11 protein-coding genes and 1 pseudogene are annotated in these 17,945 nt (G+C 69.1%); 8 read left to right on the top strand and 4 right to left on the bottom strand.

The features are described from left to right. Nucleotides 1-168 precede the first annotated feature (168 nt). Nucleotides 169-795: a hypothetical protein gene (locus tag G6N49_RS11945; protein WP_083044585.1), complete on the top strand. Its 627-nt coding sequence runs from the start codon at nucleotides 169-171 to the stop codon at nucleotides 793-795. On the opposite strand, the pseudogene car reads toward G6N49_RS11945, so the two are convergent. Beyond that, nucleotides 796-4,321 (bottom strand): annotated as a pseudogene (gene car / locus G6N49_RS11940) (carboxylic acid reductase). 190 nt (nucleotides 4,322-4,511) lie between these two features. Here car and G6N49_RS11935 point away from each other — a divergent pair. After that, on the top strand, nucleotides 4,512-5,333 hold the full coding sequence (locus tag G6N49_RS11935) for a hypothetical protein (RefSeq protein WP_011559670.1): 822 nt from the start codon (nucleotides 4,512-4,514) through the stop codon (nucleotides 5,331-5,333). A gap of 66 nt (nucleotides 5,334-5,399) precedes the next feature. Here G6N49_RS11935 and G6N49_RS11930 read toward each other — a convergent pair whose 3' ends face one another. Together G6N49_RS11930 and gabT are read right to left on the bottom strand one after the other, a co-directional pair. Beyond that, nucleotides 5,400-6,833, bottom strand: coding sequence for a gamma-aminobutyraldehyde dehydrogenase (locus tag G6N49_RS11930; RefSeq protein ID WP_011559671.1), 1,434 nt, complete (start codon nucleotides 6,831-6,833; stop codon nucleotides 5,400-5,402). A gap of 17 nt (nucleotides 6,834-6,850) precedes the next feature. Next, complete coding sequence (gene gabT / locus G6N49_RS11925; protein WP_011559672.1) at nucleotides 6,851-8,191, bottom strand: 4-aminobutyrate--2-oxoglutarate transaminase; 1,341 nt, start codon at nucleotides 8,189-8,191, stop codon at nucleotides 6,851-6,853. Between the two features lie 302 nt (nucleotides 8,192-8,493). On the opposite strand from gabT, the gene yajC reads away from it, so the two are divergent. From yajC to G6N49_RS11895, 6 genes are all read left to right on the top strand, one after another. Further along, the gene (yajC, locus tag G6N49_RS11920) at nucleotides 8,494-8,847 is read left to right on the top strand and encodes a preprotein translocase subunit YajC (protein ID WP_011559673.1); all 354 of its coding nucleotides are present in this window, start codon (nucleotides 8,494-8,496) and stop codon (nucleotides 8,845-8,847) included. Nucleotides 8,848-8,935: 88 nt separating this feature from the next. Next, nucleotides 8,936-10,732 carry a protein translocase subunit SecD gene (secD, locus tag G6N49_RS11915; protein WP_011559674.1) on the top strand — a complete coding sequence of 599 codons (1,797 nt, stop codon included), beginning with the start codon at nucleotides 8,936-8,938 and terminating at the stop codon, nucleotides 10,730-10,732. A gap of 3 nt (nucleotides 10,733-10,735) precedes the next feature. Next, nucleotides 10,736-11,989, top strand: a complete 1,254-nt coding sequence (gene secF, locus G6N49_RS11910; protein WP_011559675.1) for a protein translocase subunit SecF — start codon at nucleotides 10,736-10,738, stop codon at nucleotides 11,987-11,989. A 5-nt stretch (nucleotides 11,990-11,994) separates the two neighbouring features. Then, a complete protein-coding gene (locus G6N49_RS11905; RefSeq protein WP_011559676.1) occupies nucleotides 11,995-13,644 on the top strand; it encodes an ABC transporter substrate-binding protein in 1,650 nt (549 codons plus the stop codon). Continuing rightward, entirely contained in the window at nucleotides 13,641-14,165 is a 525-nt protein-coding gene (locus G6N49_RS11900) for an adenine phosphoribosyltransferase (protein ID WP_011559677.1), read from the top strand. Before G6N49_RS11905 ends, G6N49_RS11900 begins: the two co-directional genes overlap by 4 nt. A gap of 55 nt (nucleotides 14,166-14,220) precedes the next feature. Then, a complete protein-coding gene (locus tag G6N49_RS11895) occupies nucleotides 14,221-16,641 on the top strand; it encodes a RelA/SpoT family protein (RefSeq protein WP_011855501.1) in 2,421 nt (806 codons plus the stop codon). Here G6N49_RS11895 and G6N49_RS11890 read toward each other — a convergent pair. After that, entirely contained in the window at nucleotides 16,608-17,909 is a 1,302-nt protein-coding gene (locus G6N49_RS11890; RefSeq protein ID WP_423226878.1) for an Ig-like domain-containing protein, read from the bottom strand. The genes G6N49_RS11895 and G6N49_RS11890 overlap by 34 nt on opposite strands. Nucleotides 17,910-17,945: the final 36 nt, after the last annotated feature.

The raw sequence follows: 17,945 nt of genomic DNA, 5'->3' as shown, positions 1-17,945 counted from the left end.
TCACATTCTGGGCAGTGGGTTACCGGCCGGCTGTTACTTGAAACACATCAGAGGATGTTCACCCGATCCCAACGGACACCGGATTGCGCCCGGACCGCTATCTTCGACAGCCAGCGAAAGCACCGGCAGGGTGCTCGTGTAGGGCTGTTCGACTGAGAGGACGCAGGTATGGGCAGCGGCACGATCCGGATCGGCGGTGTGTGCGGCCTCATCTGCGCGGGCGCCGCGCTCCCGGCGTATCTCGCCGGCTCACCGGAGCGGAACCAAACCTTCGACGCGGCATCCTTCGTCACCGCCAACGGCACCGTGCCGCTGCTGCACCTGCTCTTCGGTGTGGCGTTCCTCGGCGTGCTGCTCTCGCTGCTGCGGTCGGCCGCCGGCCCGACCGGCGCGGTGTACGCGGCGGTCGTCGGCGGCGGGCTGTTCCTGGCACTGACCGCCGCCGGACTGGCAGCGGAGGTCGCCGTCCCGGCGGCGGTCACCCGATCGTCCGACACAGCCATGGTCGACGCCATGAGCGATCATGCGCAACCGTTCCTGACATTGGCGGTGTGGCTCTACCACTACAGCCACATCGGTTCGGCCGCACTGATCTTCGCGACGGCCTACGTCGTGTGGCGCACCGGCGTCCTCCCCAGATGGTCGGCGGGGCTGGCCGTGTTCGGGGTGCTCCCACTGCTGCACACCTGGGTCGGACTGCCGGGCGCCTACAGCATGGTCGCCTGGATCGGCCTGACCGGACTTCTCATGCTCGCCATCCCTCCGGTCGTCCGGGTGGAGAGCGTGGTGGCCTGACTAGATCAGGCCCAGCAGCTCCAGGTCGGTGGCGTACTTGACGATCACCGCTGGAGTGACGTGGGGAATGTCCTTGTCCGGGCCGAGCTTTGCCTCCTGCACCGCAGCGCGGAACCGGTCGGTCGGGGCCATCGCCCCGTTGATCGGGTGCGCAGGCCGCTGGTAGTTGTGCAGCAGCGGGAGCAGTGAGTACTGCCGAGTGCGCTCGGGCAGCGCCCGCAGGGCGGTTTCGAACCGCTGCAGCCAGGCCGCGTAGTCGTCGATGCGGTCGATGCGATACCCCGCCTCGACGAGCCAGTCGACGAATTCGTCGAGGCCGATCCCGTCGTCGTGGGGGTTCATCACGTGGTAGGTGGCGAAACCCGTTCCCGCCTCGTCGACCGCCTGCGCTCCCAGCGCGGAGATCGATTCGGCGACGAACTCGACCGGCAGCCCGTCGTAGTGGGCGCTCTGCCGGTGGCCCTTTGCGTCGAGTGGGTGGAACGATTTCGGCGCGATACCCGTGGTCACCAGGCTCAGCATCATCCGGGTGAACATGTCCGGCAGGTTGAGCTGGCCGGCGTAGGTGGTGTCGGCCAGGATCATGTCGCACCGGAACACCGCCACGGGGAGCCCGCACAGATCGTGCGCCTCGCGCAACAACACCTCACCGGCCCACTTGCTGTTGCCGTAGCCGTTGGCGTACCCGGTGTCGACGGCCCGCGTCGGGCTGATCACCCGGATGTCGTCGTCCTCGGTGAAACGGCCCGGTTCGATACCGGCGCCGACGCCGATCGTCGACACGTAGGTGAACGGTTTGATGCGGGTGGTGAGCGCAAGCCGGATCAGCTCGGCAGTGCCCAGCGCGTTGGGCCCGAACAGCTGGCTGTACGGCAGTACGTGGTTGACCAGGGCGGCCGGGTCGACGATGAGGTCGACGGTGTCGGCCAGTCGCTGCCAGACCTGATGCGGCAGCCCGAGATCCGCCTCACCCTTGTCGCCGGCCAGCACTTCGAGGTGGTCGGCGGCCAGCTTGCGGTAGTGCGCCAGCAGCTTCGGATCGCCGCTGTCGAAGGTGTCGTCGAGGCGTTTGCGGGCGGCCGCATCGTCCTTCGCGCGGACCAGGCAGATGACCTTGCCGTCGACCAGGGCCATCCTTTCGAGCCAGTCCAGCGCCAGGTAGCGGCCGAGGAATCCGGTGGCCCCGGTCAGCAGCACGGTGCGCACCTCACCGATCGGGACGGGCAGTTCTGTTGCAGCGGAGAGTGTTTCGGCGTCGATGAACTTGTCCAGGGTGAGGTCGCGCGCGCGTACCTGTTCGGCGTCGCGCCCGTGCACCGACGCGTAGGTCGGCCGCTTGCCGGTCGAGGCCTGTTCGGTCTCGATGTACGCCGCGATCGACGCCAGGTCGGCCGCCGGGCTGACGATCACCCCGACCGGGACGTCGACGCCGAAGATCTCCTGCAGCAGATTGCCGAAGGTCAACGCCGACAACGAGTCTCCGCCGAGGTCGGTGAAGTGCGCGTCGGGGCGCACGTCGGCGGCGGCGGCGCCGAGCAGCGCGGCCGCGGCGCGGCCGACCGTCTCGGCCACCGGACGCTTCGCGCCGTCCCGGCGCAGGGTGCGCAGTTCGCCTGCCTGTCCTTCGGCCAGTTCGACGTAGAGCGCCTCGAGCCGATCGCCGTAGCGCGCCTTGAGTTTCGGGCGGGCCAGCTTGCGGATGCCGGTCAGTAGTCCGTTCTCCAGCGTGAACGGTTGAGTCTCGACGAGGAAGTCACGCGGCAGCTCGTAGGACTGCAGACCGGCGGTCTTCGCGGCCTGCTGCAGCGAGGCGCTGATCGCGGTCTTGAGCGATGCCGGGTCGTGCCGGGCCACCGCATCGTCGGTCGGCACGACGACGGCCAGCAGGTAGGAGCGCGCACTGTTGCCGTACACGAAGATCTGGCGGACGAGGGCGCTGCCGGCGAAGACCGCCTCGAGTTTGGAGATGGTGACGAACTCACCCTGGGCGAGTTTGAGCACGTTGTTGCGGCGGTCGAGGTACTGCAGCTGGTCGGGGCCGAGCTCGGCGACGATGTCGCCCGTGCGGTAGAAGCCGTCGTCGTCGAACACCTCGGCGGTGACGTCGGGACGCTTGTAGTAGCCGGGGAACAGCTGCGTGGAGCGGACCAGCAGCTCACCGCGCGGGTGCGGCCGGTCGGTGCTGAAGTAGCCGAGGTCGGGGACGTCGACGAGTTTGTAGTCGAGCACCGGCGGGCGCTGGATGTGGCCGTCGACGAACACCGCGCCGGCCTCCGTCGAGCCGTAACCCTCGACCAGGTGCATGTCGAGCAGGGTCTCCACCCATGTCTTCATCTCGGGGGAGATGGGCGCCGAACCGGTCATCGCGGTGACGAACCGGCCACCGAGCAGCTCCTGGCGCAGTTCGGCCAGCACGTCGGCCTCCGCGGTGGGGCGGTCTGCACCGTCGTTCACCCGCCGGTCGACCTCGCCGACGAACTCCTGGAAGAGCATGTCCCAGATCCGTGGCACGAAGCTGAGTTGGGTGGGCCGTACCAGGCGCAGGTCCTCGAGCAGCGTCGACAGATCGCTGCGGGCGGCGAAATACGCGGTGCCACCGGTGCTGAGCGTGCCGCACAGCAGGCCGCGACCCATGACGTGGCTCATCGGCAGGAAGTTCAGGGTGATCGACGAAATCGCCGTCTGATCGTTGTTCCAGGCGGCCTTGGCCGACGCGCGCCACATGCCGGCGACCCTTGCTCTCGGGATACATCGCGCCCTTGGGGGCGCCGGTGCTGCCGGAGGTGTAGATCAGCAGCCGCAGTGGATCGGCCTCGTCGAACACGTGCGGTGCCACGGCGGGCAGATGGGCGCCACGCCGCAACACCTCGGCGAGTGTCTCGACGGGCACCGCGTCTCCCAGCCGGGCCGTCGCGGCCCGCACCGCGTCGCGTTCGTCGTCGACCTGCTCGCGGTGGTCGAAGACCACCACCTGGGACGGACGGTGGCCGGTGAGTGCGAGTTCCGCGGCGGCGTCGACATGATCGACGCCGGTGGCGATGAGCATCGGTTCGGTCTCGGCCACGATCGGGCGCAGCGCCTCCACGGCGGCGCTGGTCTGCAGCGGCACCGCGACCGCGCCGAGCTGGATCAGGGCGAGGTCGACGACGGTGTAGTCGATGCCGGTGAATCCGAGGATTGCGACGCGGTCGCCGGGGCGCACCCCGTCGGCGTGCCACGCGTTGGTGCGCGCCCGGACGCGGTCGAGCAGCTCCCGGTAGGTGATGGTGTCGAAGCGGGGGAGCAGCTCCATCGTGGTGCGGCCGGTCTGCGGGTCGGTGGCGAATTCGGCGGCGCGCTGCCCGAGTGCCGGCCGGTCGGCGTACCCCGACATGACGGCGGAGACGATGGCGGTCAGCCGCGCGTCATCGCGGTCGACGGCATCGCTGATCCGGGGGTCGGGCCGGGCGGCGGCGAACTGCGGGTCGGTGGCGAACAGATGCGCGATGCGCTGCTGCAGGCGCGCTTCACGGGTCTCGGTGGACATGACGAATCCTCACGACTGGCGATCAGGTTTTCGGCGGCGCCTCGCTGCGCACCCTGAGATACTACGTTAGTCAAACTAATCTTATTCCGCGCTGTTCGTCACCTGTCGGATCGCTGGGAGAAGCGGGCCGGCCACGGGGTTACGCCGGCCCGCAGTCGGGTACCCGGTGCGCACGACATAGGAGGCAACAATGATCGGATCTGAGCGTGCGGATCGCCCCCGCGGCGGCCGCATGAGGATTCCCCGCAGCCGCGGCGCGGCGAGCGGGTTCCTGCTCATACTGCTCGGCCTGTGGGGTGCGCTCATTCCGTTCCTCGGGCCGTACTTCGATTTCGCGTTCACTCCCGATCAACCGTGGACGTGGACGAACGCCAGAGGCTGGCTGGAAGTGCTGCCCGGTGCCGTGACCGTGGTGGGTGGTCTGCTGATGCTCATGTCGCGTAACCGCGCGACCGCGTCGCTCGGTGCGTGGCTCGCGGTCGCCGCCGGCGCGTGGTTCGTGGTCGGCCGTGCCCTGGCCGGCCTGCTCGGCCTGGGCAACGCCGGTGCCCCGGTGGCCGGAACCGACACCAAGCGGGTGTGGCTCGAACTCACCTACTTCTACGGCCTCGGCGCCCTGATCGTGTTCCTCGGCGCGCTCGCGCTCGGCCGGTTGTCGGTCCGCAGCGTGCGCGACGTCGAGTACGCGCAGCGCCCGCTGACCGACCACGACCGCACCGTGGCCGACCGGGACCACACGCTCACCGACCGGGACCACACGCTGACCGACCGGGACCACACGGGAGCGACCCACACCGGCGCCCAGCCGATGGCCGCCGCCCCCGCGGCCCAGACCGGTCCGCAGCCGATGGCCCAGACCGGTCCGCAGCCGATGGCCCAGACCGGGCCGCAGCCGATGGCCGCACCGGGCAACGCGCCCACCGAGGCGGTCCAGCCCGCTGCGGGTCAACGCAAGCGCGGATTGCTCGATCGGATCCGCGGCGGGCGCAACCGCCCGATGGCCCACCACTGACGCGGTCGACACGAGATCCCGGTCGTCGGGAGACCCGAGGGGTGACGACCGGGGTTTCCTGCCGTCTCAGCCGATGTAGGCCATGACGTGCTTGATGCGGGTGTAGTCCTCCAGCCCGTACATCGACAGGTCCTTACCGTGTCCCGACGACTTGAAGCCGCCGTGCGGCATCTCCGCGACGAGCGGGATGTGGGTGTTGATCCACACGCAGCCGAAGTCGAGGGCCGCCGACACCCGCAGCGCGCGTGACACGTCCTTCGTCCACACCGACGAGGCCAGCCCGTACTCGACGCCGTTGGCCCACGCGACGGCCTCGTCCTCGTCGGAGAAGCTCTGCACGGTGATGACCGGACCGAAGATCTCCTGCTGGATCATCCGGTCGTCCTGCCGCAGGCCGCCCACCACGGTGGGTTCGATGTAGAAACCCTTGTGGCCCTGCCGGTTTCCACCGACGGCGACCGTCGCGTGCGACGGCACGTCGTCGAAGAAACCCAGTACCCGGTCGAGCTGGTTGACGTTGTTCACCGGTGGCACCCAGGCGTCCTCGTCGTCGGCCGGGCGCCCGAACGTCGTCGTCGCCGCCTTCGCCTGTTCGGCCAGCGCATCGGTGAGGTCGGAGGCGATCCGCGCCGGGGCGAGCACCCGCGTGGCGGCCGTGCAGTCCTGACCGGCGTTGAAGTAACCCGCCGTCGCGATACCTTCGGCGGCCGCGGCGATGTCGGCGTCGTCGAACACGATCACCGGCGCCTTGCCGCCCAGTTCGAGGTGGGTGCGCTTGAGGTGGCCCCCCGCGCTGACCGCGACCGCCCGGCCCGCGGCGACCGACCCGGTGATCGCCACCATCTCCGGCGTCGGGTGGGCGACGAGGTTCGCACCGGTCACGCGGTCACCGGTCACCACGTTGAGCACCCCGGGCGGGAGATGCTTGGCCGCCAGTTCGGCCAGCATCACGGTGGTCACCGGCGTGGTGTCGCTGGGTTTGATGACGACGGTGTTGCCCGCCGCGATCGCCGGGCAGATTTTCCAGATCGCCATCATCATCGGGTAGTTCCACGGCGCCACCTGACCGATGACACCGACCGGTTCCCGGCGGATCCACGACGTGTGGTTCTCCATGTACTCGCCGGCGGATTTGCCCTCGAGGACACGCGCCGCCCCGGCGAAGAACCGGATCTGGTCGACCATGGGCGGGATCTCCTCGGCCATGGTCACGTGGTTGGGCTTGCCGGTGTTGCGGCCCTCGGCGGTGACCAGGTCGTCGGCGGCCTTCTCGACCTCGTCGGCGAAGTCGAGCAGCGCCTTCTGCCGCTGCGCCGGGGTGGTCCGCTTCCAGTCCTTGAACGCCTTCGACGCCGCCGCGTAGGCGTTGTCGATGTCGGCCTCGTTGGACACCGGGGCGGTCCCGTACTCCTCACCGGTGGACGGATCCACCAGCGGCATCGTGGCGCCGGAGACGGAGTCGACGAGTTCGCCGCCGATGAAGTTCTTGACCGTTGTCATGTAGTGCTCCTTGTCTGTCAGAGGTCGCGCAGGAGACCGGCCACCACGTCGAGCCCTTCGTCGAGCAACTCGTCGCTGATGGCCAACGGCGGTAGGAAACGCAACACGTTGCCGTACGTGCCGCACGTCAGCACGATCACCCCGGCGGTGTGCGCACCGGCGGCCAGCGCCTTGGCCAGGGCGGCGTCCGGTTCGGTGGTGCCCGGTTTCACCAGCTCCACCGCGATCATGGCGCCGCGTCCGCGCACGTCGCCGATGCGGTCGTCCTCGGCCTGCAGCCGACCCAGCCGGTCCTTCATCAACGCCCCGATCGCCGCCGCGCGTTCGACGAGGTTCTCGGATTCGATGGTCTCGATGGTGGCCAGTGCCGCCGCGCAGGCGACCGGGTTGCCGCCGTAGGTGCCGCCGAGGCCCGACACGTGCGGAGAGTCCATGATCTCGGCGCGGCCCGTCACCGCGGACAACGGCATACCGTCGGCGATGCCCTTGGCCGTCACGATGAGGTCGGGTTCGATGCCTTCGTGCTCACATGCGAACATCCGCCCGGTGCGGGCGAATCCGGTCTGCACCTCGTCGGCGATGAACACGACGTCGTTGCGGCGGCACCAGTCGAGCAGGGTGGGCAGGAAGCCTTCCGCCGGGACGATGAAACCACCCTCGCCCTGGATCGGTTCGATGATCACCGCGGCCAGATTGTCGGCGCCGACCTGCTTGTCCATCACATCGATCGCCCGGCGGGCGGCCAGTTCGCCGTCGGTCGCCAGTTCCTTACCGAATTCGGCGTCGCGGAAGGGGTAGGAGAGCGGCGCGCGGTAGATCTCCGGCGCGAACGGTCCGAACCCGTGCTTGTAGGGCATCACCTTGGCGGTCAGCGCCATGGTCAGGTTGGTGCGACCGTGGTAGGCGTGGTCGAAGGACACCACCGCGGATTTGTGGGTGTAGGACCTGGCGATCTTGACGGCGTTCTCGACGGCCTCCGAACCGGAGTTGAACAGCGCCGAGCGTTTCTCGCCGCTACCGGGGGTGAGCCGGTTGAGCGCCTCGGCGACCGCCACGTACCCCTCGTACGGCGTGACCATGAAACAGGTGTGGGTGAACCGCCCGGCCTGCGCGGCGACGGCCTCCACGACGCGGGGGGCCGCGTTGCCGATCGTGGTGACCGCGATACCCGAGCCCAGGTCGATCAGCCGGTTACCGTCGACGTCCTCGACGATGCCGCCCTGGGCACGCGCCGCGTACACCGGCATCGTGGTGCCGACACCGCGTGAGACGGCGGCGGCCTTGCGGTCGATGAGCTGCTGCGACTTCGGGCCGGGGATGGCCGTGGCGAGGTGGCGGCTCTGCTCGAGGGTGCTCACGTCAAGACTCCTGCGTCACATGGGTGGCGGCGATTCCGGGCACGCACGAGCCTAGTCGGCACCACGGTGATGTGCGGCCGGAAACGACCGTCGGGGGAGGGCCCGACTATGGATTACGCAGCCAGCGCGCGCGATTTGTGCGATTTCCGTGGGATTCGGCCGCCTCGAGGGCTCCCGGGCGACGGGGCATGGGGACCCAGGCCCGGACAATGGCACACTGGTCAACTACGAGGCGCCTGTTTTCCGGGGGGATCAAGGGCGCCGTGACCGCGAATACCTCGAAACGAAAGACGCTTGCCGCTATGGATCTGGTCGTATTCCTACCCCTGCTCATCATCATGGGCGCGTTCATGTTCTTCGCCTCGCGCCGTCAGAAGAAGGCCATGCAGGCCACCATCGACCTGCACGAATCGCTGCAGATCGGCGACCGCATCCACACCACCTCCGGTCTGCAGGGCACCATCACCGGCATCACCGACGACGACGTCCACCTGGAGATCGCTCCCGGCGTCGTCACCACCTGGATGAAGCTCGCCGTGCGGGACCGCATCGACCCCGACGACGAACTCGACACCGACGATTCGGCGGCCACCGAGGTGTTCGACAGCCCGGTCGCCGACGCCGCGTCCGACCCCGACCGGTCCAAGAGGGACTGACCACAGGGAGACTGACAGCCAAGCCCTCAGCAGCCGCACGTACCCTTTGCGGTGCTGACGAACTGAACTCCGAGGGGACCCAAGCAACGTGGCATCGTCTTCGGCGCCGGTACATCCTGCCCGCTATCTGTCGCTCTTCCTTGTGCTTCTGGTCGGCGCCTTCCTCCTGGTCTTCCTGACCGGTGACAAGAAGGCGGACCCGAAGCTCGGAATCGACCTGCAGGGCGGTACCCGCGTCACCCTGACCGCGCGAACCCCGGACGGCTCCCCGCCGAGCCGGGAATCGCTGGCCCAGGCCCAGCAGATCATCAGCGCGCGTGTCGACGGGCTGGGGGTGTCGGGTTCCGAGGTCGTCGTCGACGGCGACAACCTGGTCATCACCGTTCCCGGCAACGACGGCAACGAGGCCCGCAACCTCGGCCAGACGGCGCGCCTCTACATCCGGCCGGTCGTGCACGCCATGCAGGCGCAGCCGGCCGCTGCGCGGGACGGTCAACAACCCGCCCAGCCCGCTCAGCCAGGCCAACCCCAGCAGGCACCCGGTCTGCCCGGCTTACCCGGACTGGTACCGCAGCAGCCCGGCCAGCCTGAGCAGGCGCCACCGCCCGCGGCGCCCCCCGCCGAGACGCCACCGGCTCCGCAGCCCCGGCCCTACCCGCAGCAGCCGGCCCCGTCGCCGACCGAACCCTCACCGGCACCGGCACCGCCGGCCCCCGCCGGCCCGGCCACACCCGCGCCGTCGCCCACCCCGGGCCCGCCCAACAAGCGCGCGGACCTCGCGCAGCGCATCGCCGACGAGAAGCAGCTGCGCCAGAGCACCGATCCGTCCATCCAGTTGCTGGCTCTGCAGTTCCAGGCCACCCGCTGCGGTGAGGACGACGTGCTCGCCGGCAACGACGACCCCAACCTGCCGCTGATCACCTGCTCGACCGACGGGCAGACGGTGTACCTGCTGAACAAGTCGATCATCAGCGGTGAGCAGATCGCCAACGCGTCCTCGGGCCTGGACAACCAGCGCGGCGAGTACATCGTCGACCTCGAGTTCAAGAGCGACGCCGCGAAGATCTGGGCGGATTTCACCGCCGCCAACGTCGGCACGCAGACCGCGTTCACACTGGACTCCCAGGTGGTCAGCGCCCCCGAGATCCAGGAAGCCATCCCGGGTGGGCGCACCCAGATCAACGGCCGATTCACCGCGGACTCGGCGCGTGAACTCGCCAACGTCCTCAAGTACGGTTCGCTGCCGTTGTCGTTCGAATCGTCCGAAGCCGAGACGGTGTCGGCGACACTCGGGCTGGCCTCGCTGAAGGCGGGGCTGATCGCCGGTGCGGTCGGCCTGGCGGCGGTGCTGCTGTACTCGCTGCTGTACTACCGCTTGCTCGGCGTGCTGATCGCGCTGTCGCTGGTCGCCTCCGGGGCGATGGTGTTCGCGATATTGGTGCTGCTCGGCCGGTACATCAACTACACCCTCGACCTGGCCGGGATCGCCGGTCTGATCATCGGTATCGGTACCACCGCGGACTCCTTCGTCGTGTTCTTCGAACGCATCAAGGACGAGATCCGCGAAGGGCGGTCGTTCCGGTCGGCGGTCCCGCGCGGTTGGGCCAGAGCGCGGAAGACGATCGTGTCCGGCAACGCGGTGACGTTCCTCGCCGCGGCGGTGCTCTACTTCCTGGCCGTCGGCCAGGTCAAGGGCTTCGCGTTCACGCTCGGGCTGACCACGATCCTCGACGTCGTCGTGGTGTTCCTGGTGACCTGGCCGCTGGTCTACCTGGCCTCGAAGACGACGTGGGCGGCCAAACCGAAGTTCAACGGCCTCGGCGCGGTCCAGCAGATCGCGCGCGAACGACGGGCGGCCGCACACGCGACCGCGGGACGGGGATAGGCAATGGCGGCTGAAGACAAGACCGCTGAGGACACCGTCAAGACGGCGGGCACCGAGACGGCACCCCAACACGGCTTCTTCGTCCGGCTCTACACGGGCACCGGCGCGTTCGAGGTCGTCGGGCGCCGCAAGATGTGGTACGCCATCAGCGGGGTGATCGTCCTCATCGCGCTGGCCAGCATCCTGATCCGCGGCTTCACCTTCGGCATCGACTTCGAGGGCGGCACCAAGGTCGGGATGCCGGTGGCGGGCGCCAACGGCAACGCCGAGGTCACCCAGGTCGAGACGGTCTTCAACGAGACCCTCGGCAAGCCGCCGGAGTCGGTGGTCATCGTCGGCAGCGGTAGCTCGGCCACAGTCCAGATCCGGTCGGAGACGCTGTCCAACGACGAGGCCTCCGAGCTGCGGACCGCGCTGTTCGACCGCTTCCAGCCGATCGGCGAGGACGGGCAGCCCAGCGAGCAGGCCATCAGCGATTCGGCGGTGTCCGAGACGTGGGGCGGCCAGATCACGAAGAAGGCCCTGATCGCGCTGGCGGTGTTCCTGGTGCTGGCCTCGCTCTACATCGGGATCCGCTACGAACGGTGGATGGCGATCGCGGCGATGGCCACGCTGTTGTTCGACCTGGTCGTCACCGCCGGCGTGTACTCCCTGGTGGGCTTCGAGGTCAGCCCGGCGACCGTGATCGGTCTGCTCACCATCCTCGGCTTCTCGCTGTACGACACGGTGATCGTGTTCGACAAGGTCGAGGAGAACACGCACGGCTTCGAGCACACCACCCGACGGACGTTCGCCGAACAGGCCAACCTCGCGGTCAACCAGACGTTCATGCGCTCGATCAACACCAGCCTGATCTCGGTGCTGCCGATCATCGCGCTGATGGTCATCGCGGTGTGGCTGCTGGGTGTCGGCACGCTGATGGATCTGGCGCTGGTCCAGCTGGTCGGCGTGATCGTGGGCACCTACTCGTCGATCTTCTTCGCCACCCCGCTGCTGGTGTCGCTGCGCGAGCGCACCCAGCTGGTGCGTGACCACACCCGCCGCGTGCTCAACCGGCGCAAGCCGGGCCGCCGCTCGGCGGCGGTGACCGCGCCGGTCGACGACGACACCGTGGCCGACGAGCCGGAGAAGGTCACGGCCGCCAGCGCCCCGGTCACCAGCGCCCCGGCCGACAAGCCAGCGCCCGGTGCGAAACCGTCGCGGCCGACCAGCAGGCCCAGTCGACCCACGGGTAAGCGCACCTCGCGGGGCCGGTAGGCCCGATGCCTGCTCGGATCCGGCGGGCCGCCGCTGCGGCGGCGGCGGCGACGTTGACGGCCACCGCGCTGTCCTCCTGCGGCGGTGCCGCGGAATCGGTGGACTATGCCGTGGACGGCGCACTGCTCAGCTACAACACCAACACCGTGGCGGGTGCGGCGTCGGGCGGTCCGCAGGCGTTCGCCCGCGTGCTGACCGGGTTCAACTACCACGGTCCGGAAGGTCAGATCGTCGGCGACCACGACTTCGGCACCATCGCGGTGGTCGGCCGCGCACCGCTCGTGCTCGACTACCAGATCAACGACAAGGCCGTCTACTCCGACGGTAAACCGGTGACCTGCGACGACCTGGTCCTCGCCTGGGCCTCCCAGTCCGGGCGCTTCCCGCAGTTCGACGCCGCCAACCGGGGCGGTTACAGCGACGTCGCGTCGGTGGACTGCGCCCCGGGCCAGAAACGCGCGCGGGTGTCGTTCGCGCCGGACCGCGGATTCGTCGACTTCGGGCAGCTGTTCAGCGCGACCGCGCTGATGCCGTCCCACGTCCTCGCCGACCAGCTCGGCGTCGACGTCACGACCGCGCTGACGAAGGGCGACCAGCCGACCGTCGCGCGCATCGCCGAGGCCTGGAACACCACCTGGGAGCTGAAGCCCGGACTGAACGACGAGGACCTGAAGAAGTTCCCGTCGTCGGGCCCGTACAAGCTGGAATCGGTGACCGACGAGGGCGCCGTCACCCTGGTGGCCAACGACAAGTGGTGGGGCGCCAAACCCGTGACGAACCGGATCACGGTGTGGCCGCGCGGCGCCGACATCCAGGAGCGCGTGAACGAGGGCGCCTACGACGTCGTCGACATCGCCGCCGGATCCTCCGGCACCCTCAACATGCCCGAGGACTACGTCCGCACCGACAGCCCGTCCTCGGGTGTCGAACAGCTGATCTTCGCCCCACGCGGCCCGCTCGCCGCTCCACCGGCCCGGCGTGCGCTGGCCTTCTGCACACCGCGCGACGTCATCGCCCGCAACGCCGATGTGCCGATCGCCAACTCACGGCTGAACCCGGCCGACGAGGACGCCTTCGCCGCCGCGGAGGCCACCGGCGAGGTGGGTCAGTTCACCGCCGCCAACCCGAACGCCGCCCGCGACGCGCTGGGGAACCGTCCGCTGACCGTGCGCATCGGCTACCAGAGCCCGAACGCCAGACTGGCCGCGACCGTCGGCACGATCGCCAGGGCCTGCGAACCGGCGGGTATCCGGGTGGTCGACGCCGCCGGCCCGAAGGTCGGCCCGCTTACGCTGCGCGCCAACGAGATCGACGTCCTGCTCGCCAGCACCGGCGGCGCCCCGGGCAGCGGTTCGACCGGTTCGTCGGCGTTGGACGCCTACGCGCTGCACACCGGCAACGGCAACAACCTCAGCGGGTACTCCAACGCGCGCGTCGACGGCATCATCGGTTCGCTGGCGGTGAGCAACGATCCCAAGGAGCTCGCCCGGCTGATCGGTGAGGGCGCGCCGATCCTGTGGGCCGACATGCCGACCCTGCCGCTGTACCGTCAGCAGCGCACTCTGCTCACCTCGTCGAAGATGTACGCGGTGATCGGCAACCCCACCCGATGGGGCGCCGGCTGGAACATGGACCGCTGGAGGCTGTCACGGTGACCGACATCTCGAAGGTGATCGCGTCACTGATGCGCGAGGTGCCCGACTTCCCCGAACCCGGAATCCAGTTCAAGGATCTGACGCCGCTGCTCGCCGACGCCGAGGGGCTGATGGCGGTCACCGATGCGCTGGCCGCCACGGCCGAAGGGGCCGACCTGGTGGCCGGCATCGACGCCCGCGGATTCCTGCTGGGCGCCGCGGTGGCGCTGCGGCTGGGCACCGGTGTCCTCGCGGTGCGCAAGGGGGGCAAGCTGCCGCCCCCGGTGCATTCACAGACTTACAACCTCGAATACGGGTCGGCCACACTGGAGATCCCCGCCGACGGGCTCGACATCGCCGGGCGCAGCGTCGTGATCATCGACGACGTGCTGGCGACAGGCGGAACCGTGGCGGCCACGCATCGGCTCCTCACCAGCGGCGGCGCCACCGTGCTCCACGCCGCAGTGGTGCTGGAACTGACCGCCCTTGGCGGGCGTGAGGTGGTGCAACCGCTGTCTGTCAGCAGCCTGTACACGGTGTGAGGGATATCCTCGAGGTCGGCGCGGCGACGCCGAGCGACGACGAGGAGGTGTACTGATGGCGGACGACACGACCACGAGTGCACCGATCACCGCCCCGCTGCCGGTCGTCGACATCCCCGAACCCGAGCCGCCCAAGGGCGACGCTTCGAAGACCGACGCTTCGAAGACCGACGCTTCGAAGACCGACGCTTCGAAGACCGAAGCCCCGAAAACGTCGTCGAGCGCGTCGCGGCGGGTGCGTGCCCGCCTCGCCCGCCGGATGACCGCACAGCGCAGCACGGTCAACCCCGTGCTCGAACCGCTGGTGGCGGTCCACCGGGAGTTCTACCCCAAGGCCGACCTGACGCTGTTGCAGCGTGCCTACGAGGTCGCCGAAGAGCGGCACGCCGACCAGATGCGCCGCTCCGGCGACCCCTACATCACCCATCCGCTGGCGGTGGCCAACATCCTCGCCGAACTCGGGATGGACACCACCACGCTGATCGCCGCGCTGCTGCACGACACCGTCGAGGACACCGGGTACACCCTCGATGCGCTGACCGCCGAATTCGGCGCCGAGGTCGGCCACCTCGTCGACGGCGTCACCAAACTCGACAAGGTGGCACTGGGCACCGCCGCCGAGGGCGAGACGATCCGCAAGATGATCATCGCGATGGCGCGCGATCCGCGGGTGCTGGTGATCAAGGTCGCCGACCGGCTGCACAACATGCGCACGATGCGGTTCCTGCCACCGGAGAAGCAGGCCCGCAAGGCCCGCGAGACACTGGAAGTCATTGCCCCCCTTGCCCATCGGCTGGGGATGGCCACGGTGAAGTGGGAGCTCGAGGATCTGTCGTTCGCGATCCTTCATCCGAAGAAGTACGACGAGATCGTGCGCCTGGTCGCCGACCGCGCGCCGTCGCGGGACACCTATCTGGCCAAGGTCCGCGCGGAGATCGTCAACACCCTGACCAAGTCCAAGATCAACGCCACCGTCGAGGGACGCCCCAAGCACTACTGGTCGATCTACCAGAAGATGATCGTCAAGGGCCGCGACTTCGACGACATCCACGATCTGGTGGGTGTGCGGATCCTGTGCGACGAGATCCGCGACTGCTACGCCGCCGTCGGTGTCGTGCACTCACTGTGGCAGCCGATGGCGGGGCGCTTCAAGGACTACATCGCCCAGCCCCGCTACGGCGTCTACCAGTCGCTGCACACCACGGTCGTCGGGCCCGAGGGCAAACCGCTCGAGGTGCAGATCCGCACCCGCGACATGCACCGCACCGCCGAGTACGGCATCGCCGCGCACTGGCGCTACAAGGAGTCCAAGGGCCGCAACGGTTCACCGGCCGGCCACACCGCGGCCGAGATCGACGACATGGCGTGGATGCGGCAACTCCTCGACTGGCAGCGGGAGGCCGCCGACCCGGGTGAGTTCCTGGAGTCGCTGCGCTACGACCTCGCCGTCCAGGAGATCTTCGTCTTCACGCCCAAGGGCGACGTGATCACGCTGCCCGCCGGTTCGACACCGGTCGACTTCGCCTACGCCGTGCACACCGAGGTCGGCCACCGCTGCATCGGCGCCCGGGTCAACGGCCGACTGGTCGCCTTGGAACGCAAACTCGAAAACGGTGAGGTCGTCGAGATCTTCACCTCCAAGGCCCAGGGCGCAGGCCCGTCGCGGGATTGGCAGAGCTTCGTGGTGTCCCCGCGTGCGAAGGCCAAGATCCGGCAGTGGTTCGCCAAGGAACGCCGCGAGGAGGCGCTCGAAGCCGGTAAGGACGCGATCGGCCGCGAGGTACGACGCGGCGGACTTCCGTTGCAGCGCTTGATGAATGCCGAGTCGATGGCGTCGCTCGCGCGGGAACTGCGCTACGCCGACGTCTCCGCGCTCTACACCGCGGTCGGTGAGGGGCACATTTCGGCGCGCCACGTCGTGCAGCGGTTGCTCGCGGTGTTCGGTGGCGACGACGCCGCCGAGGACGAACTCGCCGAACGGTCCACCCCGGCGACCATGCCGGTCCGTCAGCGCAGCACCGACGACACCGGTGTGTCGGTGCCCGGCGCGCCGGGCGTCCTGACGAAGCTGGCCAAGTGCTGCACCCCGGTGCCGGGTGACCAGATCATGGGGTTCGTCACCCGCGGTGGCGGGGTGAGCGTGCACCGGACCGACTGCACCAACGCGTCCTCCCTGCAGGAGCAGGCCGAACGCATCATCGAGGTGGAGTGGGCGCCGTCGCCGTCGTCGGTGTTCCTGGTCGCCATCCAGGTCGAGGCGCTCGACCGGCACCGACTGCTGTCCGACGTGACGCGCGTGCTCGCCGACGAGAAGGTGAACATCCTGTCGGCGTCGGTGACCACCTCCAACGACCGGGTGGCGATCAGCCGGTTCACCTTCGAGATGGGCGACCCCAAGCACCTCGGCTACCTGCTGCGGGTGGTGCGCAACGTCGAGGGCGTCTACGACGTGTACCGGGTGACCAGCGCGGCCTGAGGGCTCACGGCAGGGCGCTGCCCTTGCGCCATTCCGGCCAGGGGATCGTCCAGTCGCCGTTCTGGGCGAGGGTGAGGCGGGGGCCGCCGGTGTTGCGGACCTCGACCACGTCGCCGGGGACCGAGAAGTCGTAGAACCACCTGGCGTTCTCGCCGTTGAGGTTCAGGCAGCCGTGCGAGAGGTTGGTGTTGCCCTGCGCCCACACCGTGGAGTCCAACTGGTGCAGGTAGATGCCGTCGATGCTGATGCGGCGTCGCGTACGAGATGGTCTCCCGGTAGCCGAGCCGTGAATTGGTCGGCAGCCCGAAGGTCGAGGAGTCCATGATCACCGGGTTGTCCTTGTCGAGCACCGTGTAGACGCCCGGGGGTGTCCAGAACGACAGCGTGGTGCCGCCGATGGTCTCGGTGCCGCCCATCCCCATCGAGGTCGGCATGGTGCGGACGAGGACGCCGTTGTCGTACACGCTGACCTGTTTGGTGGTGTCGTCGGCGATGGACACGTGGGCGTCGCCGATGCGGAACGAGACCTGCCGGTCGTCCTGCCCGTACAGCCCGTCGCCCAGTCGGGCGCCGTAGACGTTCGCCGCGACGGTGACCTTCGTGCCGGGGGCGAAGTACCGCTCGGGGCGCCAGTGGGCGGTCTGGTCGTCGACCCAGTACCAGGATCCGGTCACGGGCGGGTCGGTGGTCACGACGAGGCGTCGTTCGGCGGCCGCGCGGTCGCCGATCTGCTCGTCGAAGCGGGCCACCACGACGGTGCCCACCCCGTAGGTGGCGCCGTCGGCCAGTGCCTGGCCCGAGGTGGCGGTCAACTCGACCGAGGTCTGGTCGGCCGGCGAAACGGTCGAGAAGGTCGACGTCTGCGCGGCGGACATCCCGCCGACGCCGCGACTGCGCACGGTGAGGGTGTAGGTGCGGCCGTAGCCGAGTTCCTCGGCGGGGCGCCACATCCTGTGGTCGGGCGTCATCGTCCCGGCGATCACCCGGCCGCCCTCGTTGGTCATCTGCACCTCGGTGAGCGTCCCGGCCGACGCGCGGACGAACACTGGCACCGCGGGGGAGACGTCCTGCGCGGCCGCCGGCGGGTTGACCGTCAGCGTGGCCGGCGCGGGCGGGCGAACCGCTGCCGCACTGGCGACCGGGGAATCGGCCTGCGGCCGTGCGCATTCGCGGCAGCCGGCACCGGCCGACGCCGACAGCGACGCCGTCGCCATCAGCAGCGCGAGCAACCAGGTCGCCCGCCGGCGGTCACCGAGGATGTCAGACATTGCGCGCACTTCTCGTCGATCAGAGGACGGAGTCAC

It is taken from the genome of Mycolicibacterium monacense, assembly GCF_010731575.1.
In the GTDB taxonomy this organism is placed as follows: domain Bacteria; phylum Actinomycetota; class Actinomycetes; order Mycobacteriales; family Mycobacteriaceae; genus Mycobacterium; species Mycobacterium monacense.
The sequence above is the reverse complement of the archived record's forward strand: the minus strand, read 5'-3'. Positions and strand labels throughout refer to the sequence as shown.